Origin of the sequence: Chryseobacterium caseinilyticum, from assembly GCF_014837145.1 — a bacterium.
GTDB classification, from domain to species: Bacteria; Bacteroidota; Bacteroidia; order Flavobacteriales; family Weeksellaceae; genus Chryseobacterium; species Chryseobacterium caseinilyticum.
In genome coordinates this window covers 722,038-736,745 of record NZ_JACYFS010000001.1, presented here as the reverse complement: position 1 = coordinate 736,745, position 14,708 = coordinate 722,038, and the positions used below count along the sequence as shown (strand labels likewise).

The window sequence follows — 14,708 nt, the reverse complement described above, 5'->3', positions numbered from 1 at the left end:
TCAATAGTTTTTTTATTTATACAGTTGACATTTTTATAATTTTGTCAGTACATTTTCCCGTGCATTTACAATAAAATATTTTTCTCCCATAATTCTTTATTTTCCGCCGAAAAATGACTCTGAACATAATTGGAATACGTTTTGTTTAGGAGGTACTTAGATTCTCACCGATGAAAAACAAAACCCTACCCTCTTCAAGTCGTCGCCGAAAGTGGCTGCTTTCTATTGCCGCTGTACTTATTGCTCTGGCTGTACTTTTCCCATTTGCTTTAGAATATTATCTGGAAAAAAAGCTGCCGTCTCTCATCAGCAGTAAAACTCCGTACACAGTGAAGTTAGCTGATTTTAAACTGAATTTATTTAAAGGTAATATTTCTATACTGAAAGTTGACATTTCCACCAAAAATCCTTCTGACAAAGCCATAACACAGATCAATGGCAATGCTGAGAAAATTGAGATCACAGATCTTGGTATTTTTGCTGCTGCATTTAAAAAGTCGTACAAGGCGGATAAAATTCTTCTTACCAACTCAAATATTATGATGCGGATTGCGGCTCCAAAGAAAAAAGAAGCAAAAGAGAGAAAACCTCTGGATTTACACGTTAATGATTTAGAAATAAAGAATGTAACGGCAAACGTGACAGATTCTCAGGGAAAACCTGTTTTTACAGGAAAAAACATTCAGATCAACATAAAAGATATTAAGCAGAGTGAGAGTTCATCGAAAATTCCGCTTGCCTTTTCAAAAATCAATATTGAAGCGGCCGATGTAAAAATTGGTGTAAATGAATTTTACGAAATTGATGCGGAGCGAATCAGTACCGATAATAAAACTTTAACTTTAAATGCTTTCCGACTGAAACCATTGCAGGATCCGTCAAAATACAATGCAAAAAATGTGTTCGACTTTGCGGCGGAACAATTTTTAGCAAAAGACTTCAATGTAAGTCAGGATTCTTTGATTGTTTCTCAGGTTTCCTTCATTAAACCAGATTTAAAAGTAATGTCTACAGGCAAAAATATTGTAGAAAAAAACAAAAATCCGAAAGAAGTTGAGATGAAAATCGGGATGAAAAACATCAACTTTAAAAACGGGAAAATTGCTGTTATCCAAGCCAATAAAGAAAAAACTGCGTCTATAGATAATTTTAATTTTAATCTGAGTGATATTGTTTTTGATAAAAATACGGTGAAAGAAAAAATTCCATTCCGATTTACCAATCACGATATTGAGGCAGAGAATATTTATTTTAAAACGAATCCTCTGCAGGCTATAAAAGTTTCAAAAATAACTTCAAAAAATTCTGATATTATTGTTGACGATTTTAAAATGATTGCCTTGGGTAAAAGTGCCGTGAAGGACGTGTTTTCCGTGTCGACAAAACAGCTCAAAATTCTGAAAAATACAAGCAGATTTACAGGACAAAAACTTAATTTAAATTTCGCAGGAATTGAAATTGACCAGCCAGAAATTGAGATAATTTCAGCAATAAAAAAGTCCAGTTCAAAATCTGACAAAAATACTGTTCCTGAATTTTTGGCTCAGATTGGATACGTAAATATCACCGACGGAAAAATCAAACAGTCTTCTCAGTCGAAAGAAAAATTATCTGTAGGGAAATTTAACATTAGATTAAATTCTGTAAAAGCAGATCCAAATACCCTTAAGGGAACTTTGCCCTTCACATCTGCAAATCATTATGTAAAAGCAGAAAAAGTGCATCTTGATGCAGGAAAATATTACAGTCTGAAAGTTGCTGAAATTGTAAATTCAGGAAAAAAGACGGATGTAACAGACATTCAGTATTTACCAAAATATTCAAGACAGGCATTTAGCAAAATAATTGCAAAAGAAACCGATCTTTATACTCTGAAAGCAAAGAAAATTTCGGTTTTAGATAAAAATACTTCTTTCGGTAAAAATGGTGCAGTTGATATTGATAAAGTTTTTATTGACGGACTATACTGCAACATTTACCACGACCTTGCACCACCGGATGACATTGCTGTGAGATATCTTTTCAGCAAAAAATTACGTGATATGAAGATGCCAATGTTTGTAAAAAATGTGGTTCTCAAAAATTCTGAATTGATTTATGAAGAAGATGCTGACAACAGCAATATTCCAGGGAAAATTATTTTCAGCAAATTCAATGCGAATATCGCTAATGTAAACAACGGTAAAATTAAAGGTCGACCGACAGTAATCAAAACAGATGCTGAGTTTGATTTTTATGATAATGCTCATACCAATGTTAACTGGAAATTTGACGTGTTAGACAAATCTGATAAATTCACTATCAACGGAAATATACAAAGATTATCGGCAGAAAATGTAAATCTTTTTGTGCGACCTTATCTTAATGTGACACTTGACGGACAAATTGATTATATTAAATTTGATTATTATGGCAATTCGGACGGAATTGCCGGCAAATTCTATTTTAAATACAAAGACATGTATGTCAATTTGCTTAACAAAAAAGGGAAAGAGCGAAAAATTTTAACTACCGTTGCCAACTGGTTTGTAAAAAATGAGTCAACTGGCGAACCAGATCATGTGGTTATCGAAAAAAAGCGTGAACCGGAACGCAGTTTCTTCAGTATGTTGTGGCAGGGAATTATGGAAGGCTTAAAGAAATATGTGATATAAAAAATGATTTGGTTGTATTTTTGGGATTGGGATGAATCAGTATAGAACCTAATTAATGAAGAAAGGAAAAATGTTATTTTTGCGAAATATTTATTATTTCTGCAAATGCATTTTTTCAATTTCCTTTAAGGTAAATGAAATTTCACAGTTTCTATTATACATTAAAGAATGTTCTTTTCAAAAGAAGTAAAATTCCAAAAGCATCTAATTAAAAATTACGTAGTTTTACTGCATGGAGAAAAGAGACCTGTTAATCGTAAAATATCTTGCTAATGGATACAAAGTACTTGAAATTTCAGATTTGATGGCAAAGCATCATTCTGTGAAAATCAGTGAAAGCATGATTGAAAAAAGACTACGTATCATCCGGAAGCAGTATAATGCAACTACTTTGTTTCAACTTGGGGTAGTTTTGAAAGAAAATAATCTCATTTAAATAAATTCCAAACTCAGCTAAAATTTTAGAACATTATTCAATTGTCGGATTATTATGCCGAATTCTTTTTTTTAATTCTGCTCAGTGAAAAGTAGGTTACACCGGTTATTGAAGAAATAAACCTGGCCGGAACTCTGGGAAGTAGACTTTTATTATTTAAAACGTATTTCATGCATCTTCCCTCTGCGCTGAGAAAGATAAAATCTTGGTTTCTTGAAATGTATTCTGAAACCACTTTCTTTAAATACTGAAAAGTAAAATTCATCACAGCAGCATTTTCCTGAAGATACTAACTCTTTCTCTACTCTTATAAAAATTGTTTTTTTTGAAAGCAAATTAACTTAAGATAATCTGAGATCTGAAAGCGATAATTTTGAGTAAATTTCATCATATTATTATTGTTCAAGATAAAAAAAAGTTCCGGCAGATGATCTACCGGAACCTTATAATATCTAAAAATGAAAGATTATTTCACGATTATTTTTTTCGTAATATTGGCTTCATCTCCATTGATTTTAACCAAATAAACACCAGCGGTAATTCCCGGCACAGAAACTTTATTGATACCTTTTTCAAGTTTTTGCTTTGCAAGCACTGTTTTTCCTGATAGATCATAAATTTCATATTCCGCATTACCTTTCAGATCATATTCAATTGTAAACTGACCATTTGATACAGGATTCGGATATATTTTAATGCCTTGTGCGTTTGTTAAAGTATTATCACTGACAGACAAAGTACTGAGACAGCTACCTACACCCACAGCACACCAGGCGTTTTCTACCTGTTGCAGTTCATTAGATCCAGCTCCGTAAAGCGAAATTGTAGCCTGTTTTGACGCGGCATATGCTGCGGCAAAATTAGAGTTAGGAGTCAGGTAGCCTCCTGTTAAAGTTTTATATGCAATTTTTTCAGCCTTTAATATGGTTATACCAGTTACATTATAATTAGTTCCTATATCATTAGTTCCTGATCCGCCTGCCGATAGAAGATAAAACCATTTGTTAGCTACGCCCGAATTTACGTGAACACCGCCCTGATCATTATTTTGGTTATATGGAGGTGTTGGAACGATCCAGTGTGTGCCACCATACGTATCCGGTTGTTTACCTGTAACAATTGAAGCACTTTTAGGATTGGACATACTTCTTAAATAGTTAACATCAACCACTATAGTTTGTGGATTAGCACCGCCAGTTGTATAGGTTCCGGGGTTCATTAAACCTTCACCAATCGTCCAGTTAGCCTGAGATGGTGATGCAAAAAACTCAATTGAAGCACCAAGCATATCTGCAAAACCTTCGTTTAACGCACCTGATTCTGCCTGGTAAGTTAATCCGCCCGTTCCGTTAGTACCTACAACCAGGTGAGAATATTCATGTCCTCCAACATCTACACCTACAAACGGATTAAATAATGGCAAAGCACCATTTCCAAATGCCATAAAACGACTTCCTCCAAGCGTGATTGCTGTCGCATTCGTACCACTTGGACTGGCGGCCGTTCCGAAGTTAAAATTATTGTAGCTGACAATTGGAGTTCCTAATCCGTCGAAACTGTTTCTGTTTAATCTTGCCAAATAGTAATCGTTGGATGCACCAATTGACCAGTGAACTTCCACAGCAGTCTTTGATGATGTGCCCGTGAAGTTCGCAGTAGGATTTGTGTAATCTGTATTGTAGGTTGTAGATAAACCAGTTACTGTATCTGTATTTGCAAAGAATTTAAAACCATCTGTAGTTGTTGCAATGCTGTTAACAGTTGAAGTGTCAAAATTTGTTGCGTCTACGGTCCATACTTTTTTTGCGTTGTTTTTTAAACGGTACGCTCCATTATTAGAATCAACCGTAATGCTTTGATTTCCTTTGTAATAAGTTGTACTTGTAGATGGTGTATCAACGTGATGTATTAAAGAAAAAGATTTAATAATTTTCTTCGAAGCGTTATCAACATAATATACTTTAGATGTCATTGGCGAAAAAGAATATCCCTCAACTTTAGAAGCGTTGTACAATTTCACACCATTTCCCGTATCAACTTTAACAATAACATTTTCAATATCTGAAAGCTGAATTTTGTCTAAAGCGATATTAGAATCAGTAGCAATAAGAGTTTTCAAATCTTGTACTGATAATGTATTAGCAATTGTTACATTAATGTTATTTACGAATTCCCCATTTACTGAAAGCACAGTACCGTCTTTTTCATGAGATACAATAATGTCGTCCTGAACCTGCACGTTTTTGTAAAAATGCTGGTAGACCGTTTTTTTAATTCCTAATTCATCCCTCCATGATTTTACAACTTGAAATGTATCATCTGAGCTACCGCCCAGCCATTTTCCCAAAGAAGAAGCTAAAGATGAAGACGAGACATTTTTCCCTTCAAAGCTTACCTGAAAGTTTCCGTACGGAGAATTGGGAGTAACTGTAAATGCAGGAAAATCTCTGACAGATCTGTTGTCCTGAGCATAAACGAAATTTACAGCTGCCACATTCAGTGAAAGAACTATGACTAAATTTTTGAATAGTGTATTGGTTTTTTTCATAAACAGTTTGATTATTTCAAACAGTTAGTAGGAAAAAACCAAAAATGTTACACTATTTTAAGAAATAAATTTAAAAAACTAATTCTCAAGAGCTTTCAGGAGCAAAGATTTATCAATGATATCAAGCTTTATTCCCAAGATAACCATACTGCAAATCACTACAATAAGAACTAAGGTCAGCAAAATGTAAGAAAAGAAAAACCATAGTACGGTATTGGCAATATGCCCCTTCAAACCGTATTTTGACCTTAAAAACAACTGCGATCTCTCAAACCATGATTTTCTTCCGTTAACTTGTGATTCATTTACTACACCGTTAAGTTCATCTATGATAGCAACAACTTCAGAAATATGTCTGCCATACATGTAATGAATCCAAAACCTGATCATAATGAAGACAACAAGAACTGAAACCAGGAGGCTTACTGCAAAGATGGCGATGTAATAAACGTTGTCGAGATGAAAGTTGACATTGATCAGGGCAATCAAAAACGCAAGAGGAATGTAAGTGATGTAATATGAGATATAAATTTCTTTGCTTACCAGAAGCTGGGTTTTGATATTAAAAAGATCATAATTTGTATTAATGCCGGTTGTTCTCAGCATTCGGTAAAGCTTGATGAACCGTGTATAAAAATAAGTCATGAAGCCGATTGATAACAAGACCTCAAACGCAGAAATTGTTTTTATGTTTACATTTTTGTTGTCGAAGGGAAAACCATAAAGCAAACCTGGCAAAGTAATAATCAACAGCCAGAATTCAGTTTTCATATTAATCCTGATCATTTCTAAAGGTGAAAAGATCTCATCCTGTTTTTCCAGCGGAACTTCCGGAAGTTCTTCCTGATCCTTCTTCCAGAATTCTTTTAAATTATCTATTTCCATACTTTTTTGCTTTTCATTTTTTTTTTGCTATTAAGTCTTTTAATTTCGCTTTTGCGCGGTTCAGTTTTACACGGGCATTAACTTCAGAAACTCCCAGCTGTTCGGCGATTTGCCTGCCTGTATAATCCTCGAGAAAATAAAATATCAGCGCTTTATCTACACCGGAAAGCTGCTGAATAGCTTCATACATCAGTTTGATATTCCGGTCGTCATCATCATTGTACTGATCCTGCGAAATCAAAATGTTTTCAATACTCTGATTGTTAATAAAGCTGCGTTTTTTTTTACTTTTCAAAAAGAGAATAGCGGTATTCAGTGCAGTGCGGTAGAGCCAGGTTGCGAAATCGCTCTTACCCTGAAAGTCAGCGTAGGACTTCCAGGTCTGGTAGATGATTTCCTGATAGAGATCTTTCTGATCATCATAATCATCCATGTACATTTTAGAAATCTTGAAGATAACTCCTTTATGTTTGTCTATTTTTTCGAGATATTCCTTTTCTTTCTCCGTCATGTGCTCTGAACTGTAGAGTTAGTAAAAAAATTCGCAAAATGTTACATTATTTAACACCGATATGGTATCATATTTTAATGATCACTACGTGAGTTTTATCTATGATGCAGTAGTAATCTACAATTAGGTATCAGAAATAGTGATAGGAAATATGAATAAAAGACATAAGTAAATATTATACCTTATTTCAAAATTTGGTAAATAAAATTACTAAATTTGTTTTACTAAATTTATATTATGGAAAGAGAAAATCAGATCACAAAAGAAAGAATATTTGAATTATACGGCGACTACATTCTTAATCACGGAAAAAGACCGTTGAATGTTTACCGGTTTGCCAAAGACAATGAGTTTGAAGAAAAAGACTTCTATGATTTTTTTGCAGGCTTCGAACAGATTGAAAGACAGATTTTGGTCAGTCTTTTTGAAAAATCAGTAGAGCTTGCTTCAGAAGTAAACATGGCACAAGATATTTCATCAAAGGAAAAACTGCTGAATGTTTACTATATATTTTTCGAAAATCTTGCGATGAACCGTTCTCTGGTTCTGATGATTTTAGGAAATAATAAAATGCATGCAGCAAAAATTTCAACACAGCTCAGGGAGATGCATCGTGAATACATCAGAACAATGGATTTTAAAGATTGGGAAATCATCGAAAAAGCCAGAGAAAATGTTAGAGACGCTCATCAGAAAGCTCGTGAAGAAGCACTCTGGCTGCATTTGGTTTCGGCTGTTGAGTTTTGGAAAAAAGATACATCTCCGGCTTTCGAAAAAACAGATATCTATATCGAAAAAACCATCGATACAGGATTTGAATTAATGGATAATGAACCGTTAAGAAAACTGGCTGACCTCGGTAAGTTTTTATTTAAAGAAAAATTCAAAAAAAACTAAATGAAGACACTTAATAAAATACCGACCGGAAAAATAGAACGCACGAGCAGCTTGCTGAAAGCAGGAGCGAAAATCGGTGTCAACTACATCAAATATTACGGAAATAAAATCTCTAAAGACGAAAAAGAGGCTAGAAAAATTCTGAACGAAGACAATGCTACAGACATTTACGATTCATTAAAAGAATTAAAAGGTTCTGCCTTAAAAGTAGCTCAAATGCTGAGCATGGAAAAAAATATTCTTCCACAGGCTTATGTTGAGAAATTTTCTCTTTCACAATTTTCAGTTCCGCCACTATCGGGTGCTTTGGTAAAGAAGACTTTCAGAAAATATTTCGGAAAGAATCCGGAGGCGATGTTTGATCAGTTTTCGGCCGAGTCGGTGAATGCGGCAAGTATCGGTCAGGTTCACAGAGCAAAAAAAGAGGGCAAAGATTTGGCGGTAAAGATTCAGTATCCCGGCGTGCGCGAAAGTATTTCCAGCGATCTGAAAATGGTAAAACCAATTGCCATTAAAATGTTTAACATTAAAAAAGAAGGTTCAGAATCTTATTTTCAGGAAGTGGAAAATAAACTTTTTGAAGAAACGGATTATAATTTGGAACTAAAAAGAAGTCAACAGATTTCTGCAGACTGCAGCCATCTGCCGAACCTGAAATTTCCAAAATATTACCCAGAATTATCCTGTGAAAAAATCATCACAATGGACTGGATGAGCGGAAAACATTTTTCTGAATTCACAAAGCTGAATAATTCTCAGGATGATCTTAATAAAATTGGCCAGACACTGTGGGATTTTTACATGTATCAGATGCATATTTTGAAGCAGGTGCACGCCGATCCGCATCCAGGAAATTTTTTGATTTCAGAAAATAAAGAATTACTCGTTATCGATTTTGGATGCGTTAAGGAAATTCCGGAAGATTTTTATCAACCCTATTTCGAATTGGCAAAAGAAGAAAATCTTAAAAATCCTGAGATTTTCAGACAGACACTTTATCAGCTGGAAATTCTTCGCAACGATGATACCCCAAAAGAACAGGAATTTTTCAGCAAACTTTTTTACGAGTTGCTGGAACTCTTCACAAGACCTTTCAACCGTGAAATTTTTGATTTTTCGGATGAAGGTTTCTTTCAGGAGATTGCAGATCTCGGGCAACGGTACGCCAAACTGAGCGATATGAAAGGAATGAATGCTAACAGAGGCTCAAAACATTTTATTTATCTAAACAGAACTTTTTTCGGATTGTATAACATGATGCATGATTTGAAAGCGAAGGATATTGCGATCAGTCATTATGAAAATTTCATTAGATAGATGCCTGCCAATTTACCATCAAAAATATGTGAAGTCTGCGGATTTTCATTTAAATGGCGTAAAAAGTGGAAGAAAAACTGGGACGAAGTAAAATACTGCAGCGAGAAATGCCGGAAAAACAAAAAATCAACATCCTCTGGTTTACCAAAGATTTAAGAGTCAGAGACAACGAATCACTTTTCAAAGTTCAGCAGGAGGATTTACCTTTTCTTGCGGTTTATATTTTTGAAAGAGATTTTTTTGTTCAGAAGCAATTTGGATTCAGAAAAATTGGAAAATTCAGGGCGAAATTTCTTCTTGAAACCGTTTTGGATCTTGAGAGAAATTTAAATCAAATCAAAACTCCGCTTTTGAAAAAGTTTGGAAAAACAAAAGATGTTTTTCTTGAAATTTCTGAACATTATGAAATTAATGCCATTTTTTGTCAGGATGAATGGACGACGGAAGAAAGTAGCTTACAACAGCAGATTAAAACGGTTTTGCCGAATGCGATTTGGTTTAAATCCTTTTCACAGTTGCTTTTGCGACCTGAGTTTGTATTTCATCAAATTGAAAACATCCCTATACATTTCACGGTTTTCAGACAGAAAATTGAAAAGGATTTCATTGTCAGACAAGAATTTATTTCAGACAAAATTGGAGATAATCCTGAGTTTATGGTTAAAATTGAAAATGATAATATTGATTTAAAAACCTTAGGTTTTGATGATTTTGAAATGCATCCCTATTCAGCATTTCCATTTTCCGGCGGAGAAACTGAAGCTTTAAATCGGTTGAATTCCTATTTTTTTGATACTAAAAATCTCAGTATTTACAAGGAAACACGAAACGGTCTGACTGGTTCGGATTACAGCAGTAAATTTTCTGCATGGCTTGCCAACGGAAGTTTATCTGCTGTCACTATTTTTCATGAAATCAAAAAATACGAGGCAGAATTTGGAAGCAATGATTCGACATATTGGTTGGTTTTTGAATTGCTCTGGAGGGATTTTTTTAAATATGTTTCGATTCAGCATGAAAACAAAATTTTTCAGGTGGACGGAATTTTATCTAAGAATTTTCCTTTTGAAACCAATCAAAATTTAACTGATAACTGGATTGAAGGTAAAACAAAATCTGATTTCATCAACGCCAATATGCGGGAAATAAAAAACACCGGATGGATGAGCAACCGTGGAAGGCAAAATGTAGCGTCCTATTTCTGTAAGATTCTAAATCAGGACTGGCGGATTGGAGCCGCATATTTTGAAGAAATGCTCGTAGATTATGATGTTCACAGCAATTACGGAAACTGGATGTACCTCGCAGGAGTAGGAAACGATTCCAGAAGCAGAACTTTTAATCCTGAAAAGAAGGCAGAGCAGTACGATAGTGATTATCAATTCAGAAATTTATGGCTACAGTAAAAACTTTGGTTGCGCAACTCATTTTTCCGCATCAGCTTTTAAAGGATGTCGATTATTTAGATAAAAATCAGCCTGTTTTTTTGGTTGAGGAATTTCTGTTTTTCAGACAATATCAATTTCACAAACAGAAAATTGCTTTTCACAGAGCAGGTATGAAGTTTTATGAAAGTTATTTGCAGGACGCAGGTTTTAAAGTAGATTATATTGACAGCAATGAAGAATTATCTGATGTTCAGAAATTAATTTCCCATTTGGAAAATGAAAGTTTCAGCGAAATTTTAATCACAGACGTTTGCGACGATTGGCTTGAAAGAAGAATAAAAAAAACCAGACTGAAGATAAAAATTGTAGAAAATCCCATATTCATTAATACAAAAGATGAGTTGAAAGAATATTTTGAAGGGAAAGAATTTTATCATCAAACCGACTTTTACAAACAGCAGAGAATCTCCCGAAATATTTTGATGAAAGCAGGAAGCCCCTTGGGCGGAAAATGGACTTACGATACAGAAAACCGCAAGAAATATCCTAAAAATAAAAAAGCACCATCCATTATTTTTCCCGAAAACTCAGATTATTATGAAGAGGCAAAAATATATACTGAAAAGTATTACAGTGAAAATTATGGCAATCTGTCTACCTATCAACTCTATCCGCTCACATTTGAAGACGCGGAAAAATGGCTTGATCAGTTTTTGGAAATGCGTTTTGCCGATTTTGGAATTTACGAAGACAGCATCGTGGAGCGGGAACATTTTCTGCATCACAGCATACTCTCTCCCCTACTCAATGTCGGACTTCTGACGCCTGATTTTGTTTTGGAAAAAGCGATAAATTATGCTCAGGATTTCGACATTCCTGTAAATTCGCTGGAAGGATTTGTCCGGCAGATTTTGGGCTGGCGCGAGTTTATCCGGGGTGTTTATCTTTATCAGGGAACTTTTCAGAGAAATAAAAATTACTGGATGCATAAGAAATCTCTACCGGAATCATTTTATACAGGGAAAACAGGAATTAAGCCAGTTGACAGCACAATTTTAAAAATTCTGGAGACAGGATATTCGCATCACATCGAAAGACTGATGATTCTTGCAGGCTTTATGAATCTTTTAAATCTAAAACCTGATGACGTGTATCAATGGTTTATGGAAATGTTTATAGATTCTTACGATTGGGTGATGGTTCCAAATGTATACGGAATGAGCAGCTTTTCTGATGGCGGAAAAATGAGTACAAAACCGTATATCAGCGGCAGCAATTACATCAAAAAAATGAGCAATTACCCAGATGGAGACTGGTCTGAAAAATGGGATGCATTATTTTGGAATTTCGTGAATGATAACCGCGAATTTTTCACAAAAAACCCAAGGTTGGGGATGATGATCCGGACGTTTGATAAAATGACAGACGGGAAAAAAACAGAACATTTACAATTGGCGAAACAAACCATCAAAAATTTAAAATAATGATAAAAAATTTTAATACCGAACAGACAGACCGAATTATTGAAATGGCATGGGAAGACAGAACTCCTTTTGAAGCGATAGAATTTCAGTTTGGAATTACCGAATCTGAAGTAATTGATGTGATGAGAACCGAATTGAAACCATCAAGTTTCAGACTTTGGAGAAAAAGAGTGAATTCGGGAGTGAGCCAAAAACATTTGATGAAGAGAAATCCTGAAATTGACAGGTTTAAATGTACGAGACAACGCACAATCAGTCATAATAAAATTTCGAAACGTTAAAAAAAGCCATGAATGCACTAATCTCTCTTTGGAAAATTTAAAAAATTCCATTCGAGTACTAGTGGCAGCAAAATATTCAACAAAAATTAAAATATGAAAAACATTGTTATCATTGGTTGTGGACAAGGCATTGGGTTTGCCACCGCAAAACTTCTTTCAGAGAAAAATAAGGTTATAGGAATTTCAAGAAGTCATAATCCTGAGGTTGACAGTCTAAATATCGATTTTTACGAACTTGATATTCTTTCCGGAAATCTGGATGAAATCAATTTTCCTGAGGTAGTCGATGGACTGGTCTACTCCCCCGGAAGTATCAATCTAAAACCTTTCAACAGACTTTCACCAGATGATTTTGAAAATGATTTTGAAATTAATGTTGTGGGAGCAGTGAAAGTTATTCAGAAACTGTTACCAAATCTCAAAAAGTCTGAAAGTGCATCTATTGTACTGTTCAGTTCGGTTGCTGCAAAATTTGGAATGCCGTTTCATTCCTCAATTTCTGCAAGTAAAAGTGCTGTGGAAGGATTAACCAAAAGTCTCGCAGCAGAGTTTTCTTCTCAAAAAATAAGGGTCAACTGTATTGCGCCTTCTCTAACGGATACCAATTTGGCTTCACAACTTTTATCCACGCCCGAAAAAAGGGAATCTTCCGGTAAAAGACATCCTTTGCAAAGAATAGGTAATGCTGAGGAAATGGCAAAAATGACAGAATTTCTTTTATCAGAAAATGCATCTTGGATGACTGGTCAAATCATCGGTATCGACGGTGGAATGGGAAGTATCAAGCTTTGATTTAAAATACTAATAATTATCTTTGTTTTAAAATACAATCATGAAAACTGACTTTATTATTGATTTGCTCCACCAGGTGAAAGAATTTGAAAACTCTTCTTCCTTTAAGCCTAATTCCAATGTGGAAGACTTCCGGATGTGGCTGAATGATAAAAAATATAGTGAAGAAAGTCCGGCGAAGTTGTTTAAAAATGAACATCATCAGGTTTCATTTACAGAAAATGAGATTTGCAAACAGGTGCTTTTGCTCAGCCGTTATTCCAAATTACTAATCAGAAAAGGTTTAAATCAATTTCCTGAATTAGCCAATGAGGAATTCACCTATCTCTACCGCTTAAAAGATGAACCATTTTTAACTAAAATTCAGCTGATCGAAAAAAACGGTCACGAAAAACAAACGGGAACCCAAATTATCAGAAGACTTTTGGAGGCAGGATTTGTAGAAGAAAAAAATGATGAAAATGATAAACGCAGCAAAAGACTGAGTCTTACAAAACTGGGCACGCAGACTTTTCATGATTCTGTAACCAATGTCAACCAAACCTCAATATTGCTTTCAGGCAGATTGAATGGTGAGGAAAAATCAGAGTTTCTTTCACTTTTGAGAAAGCTGAACGAATTTCATGCATACCTCTACTCGGTTCATAAAAATTCGGATATTGGCGAACTGCAAACGATATTTGTCGGATCCTAAATCTGTCAGTTGAAATTTTTCATTTCTCATTTGGTAAAGCATGATCAAACAGTTGAAATTACATTTAAAGAAAAATTCAAAACTGCAAAAATCTTAATCATTTGCACTACGCTGCTTTTGTATTTTTCATTGTAAGATTAATATAATTAAACATACAGAATGTCGCAATTGCCCCGAAAGTATGCCATAAAAAGTGTGTTCCAAAGCTGAACAAATCCCATTTATCAGCTACACGAAAAGTGAGCGCCAATGCAAACGAAAGCAGTGCAAAACCTACCCATTTTCCGGCTTTCCAATGAGTATAAATTAAATATTTTAATACTGAGAATAATACAAATGAAGCCATCATCGCATAATTGATGTTGATGAAAAGTGAAGGATTATCGGTCCTAATCCAGTTTCTCAAGGCAAACATGAGAAATATATATACGAATAGCATTAATACTGCATAATACCACTTGGTACTCTTGACTATAAAATAAAATGCGGCAGAAAGGCAAAGCAACATAATCGGCATCCAGTCCATTGCAATAAATACCGGCCACTGTCTGAATGAATGATAAATTGTTCCGCCAATGGCACCAACGTACAGTAATATCAAACAATAAGTCAGAAAAGGATGTGCCTTAAAATTGCCTTTAATCCTGGCCGTCCAGAAAACAGCTAAGACTAAAAAAAATATTGCAGTGATGGCATTTAATGGCTCTGGGAAAAGCTGACCCATATCGGTTTCTGCATATAACATTCCTCCGTCGGGAGGTAATTGAATAATCGGCATTGTTTAAAATTTAAATTGAAAAACAAGTTTACTAAGAAACTTT

At 34.7% G+C, this 14,708-nt stretch carries 15 protein-coding genes; 10 read left to right on the top strand and 5 right to left on the bottom strand.

Annotated elements, in window-relative coordinates; genetic code table 11:
* Positions 1-170 precede the first annotated feature (170 nt).
* Both IC610_RS03525 and IC610_RS03520 read left to right on the top strand, forming a co-directional pair.
* Positions 171-2,654: an AsmA family protein gene (locus IC610_RS03525; RefSeq protein ID WP_191735264.1), complete on the top strand. Its 2,484-nt coding sequence runs from the start codon at positions 171-173 to the stop codon at positions 2,652-2,654.
* A gap of 232 nt (positions 2,655-2,886) precedes the next feature.
* On the top strand, positions 2,887-3,090 hold the full coding sequence (locus tag IC610_RS03520) for a hypothetical protein (RefSeq protein WP_191735263.1): 204 nt from the start codon (positions 2,887-2,889) through the stop codon (positions 3,088-3,090).
* 52 nt (positions 3,091-3,142) lie between these two features.
* Here the strand turns inward: IC610_RS03520 and IC610_RS03515 are convergent, their stop codons facing one another.
* The 4 genes from IC610_RS03515 to IC610_RS03500 form a co-directional block, all read right to left on the bottom strand.
* Complete coding sequence (locus tag IC610_RS03515; RefSeq protein WP_191735262.1) at positions 3,143-3,355, bottom strand: hypothetical protein; 213 nt, start codon at positions 3,353-3,355, stop codon at positions 3,143-3,145.
* Positions 3,356-3,556: 201 nt separating this feature from the next.
* Positions 3,557-5,638 (bottom strand): M4 family metallopeptidase, encoded by a 2,082-nt coding sequence (locus IC610_RS03510; RefSeq protein ID WP_191735261.1) that lies wholly within the window; start codon positions 5,636-5,638, stop codon positions 3,557-3,559.
* A gap of 78 nt (positions 5,639-5,716) precedes the next feature.
* Entirely contained in the window at positions 5,717-6,523 is an 807-nt protein-coding gene (locus IC610_RS03505; protein WP_191735260.1) for a hypothetical protein, read from the bottom strand.
* Positions 6,524-6,536: 13 nt separating this feature from the next.
* Positions 6,537-7,034, bottom strand: a complete 498-nt coding sequence (locus IC610_RS03500) for an RNA polymerase sigma factor (protein WP_191735259.1) — start codon at positions 7,032-7,034, stop codon at positions 6,537-6,539.
* A gap of 237 nt (positions 7,035-7,271) precedes the next feature.
* Between IC610_RS03500 and IC610_RS03495 the strand changes: the two genes are divergently transcribed.
* The 8 genes from IC610_RS03495 (at position 7,272) to IC610_RS03460 (ending at position 13,887) form a co-directional block, all read left to right on the top strand.
* On the top strand, positions 7,272-7,931 hold the full coding sequence (locus IC610_RS03495) for a TetR/AcrR family transcriptional regulator (protein ID WP_191735258.1): 660 nt from the start codon (positions 7,272-7,274) through the stop codon (positions 7,929-7,931).
* Positions 7,932-9,248, top strand: a complete 1,317-nt coding sequence (locus IC610_RS03490) for an ABC1 kinase family protein (RefSeq protein WP_191735257.1) — start codon at positions 7,932-7,934, stop codon at positions 9,246-9,248. It abuts the gene before it with no gap.
* Entirely contained in the window at positions 9,249-9,404 is a 156-nt protein-coding gene (locus IC610_RS03485) for a DUF2256 domain-containing protein (RefSeq protein WP_191735256.1), read from the top strand. It abuts the gene before it with no gap.
* The gene (locus IC610_RS03480; RefSeq protein WP_191735255.1) at positions 9,356-10,654 is read left to right on the top strand and encodes a DASH family cryptochrome; all 1,299 of its coding nucleotides are present in this window, start codon (positions 9,356-9,358) and stop codon (positions 10,652-10,654) included. The genes IC610_RS03485 and IC610_RS03480 overlap by 49 nt, the downstream gene beginning before the upstream one ends.
* A complete protein-coding gene (locus IC610_RS03475) occupies positions 10,642-12,120 on the top strand; it encodes a cryptochrome/photolyase family protein (protein WP_191735254.1) in 1,479 nt (492 codons plus the stop codon). The genes IC610_RS03480 and IC610_RS03475 overlap by 13 nt, the downstream gene beginning before the upstream one ends.
* A complete protein-coding gene (locus IC610_RS03470; protein WP_191735253.1) occupies positions 12,120-12,401 on the top strand; it encodes a TIGR03643 family protein in 282 nt (93 codons plus the stop codon). The genes IC610_RS03475 and IC610_RS03470 overlap by 1 nt, the downstream gene beginning before the upstream one ends.
* Positions 12,402-12,494: 93 nt before the next feature.
* The gene (locus IC610_RS03465) at positions 12,495-13,193 is read left to right on the top strand and encodes an SDR family NAD(P)-dependent oxidoreductase (protein WP_191735252.1); all 699 of its coding nucleotides are present in this window, start codon (positions 12,495-12,497) and stop codon (positions 13,191-13,193) included.
* A 40-nt stretch (positions 13,194-13,233) separates the two neighbouring features.
* Positions 13,234-13,887: a MarR family winged helix-turn-helix transcriptional regulator gene (locus IC610_RS03460; RefSeq protein WP_191735251.1), complete on the top strand. Its 654-nt coding sequence runs from the start codon at positions 13,234-13,236 to the stop codon at positions 13,885-13,887.
* Positions 13,888-13,993: 106 nt separating this feature from the next.
* Here IC610_RS03460 and IC610_RS03455 read toward each other — a convergent pair whose 3' ends face one another.
* A complete protein-coding gene (locus tag IC610_RS03455) occupies positions 13,994-14,665 on the bottom strand; it encodes a hypothetical protein (RefSeq protein ID WP_191735250.1) in 672 nt (223 codons plus the stop codon).
* Positions 14,666-14,708 lie beyond the last annotated feature (43 nt).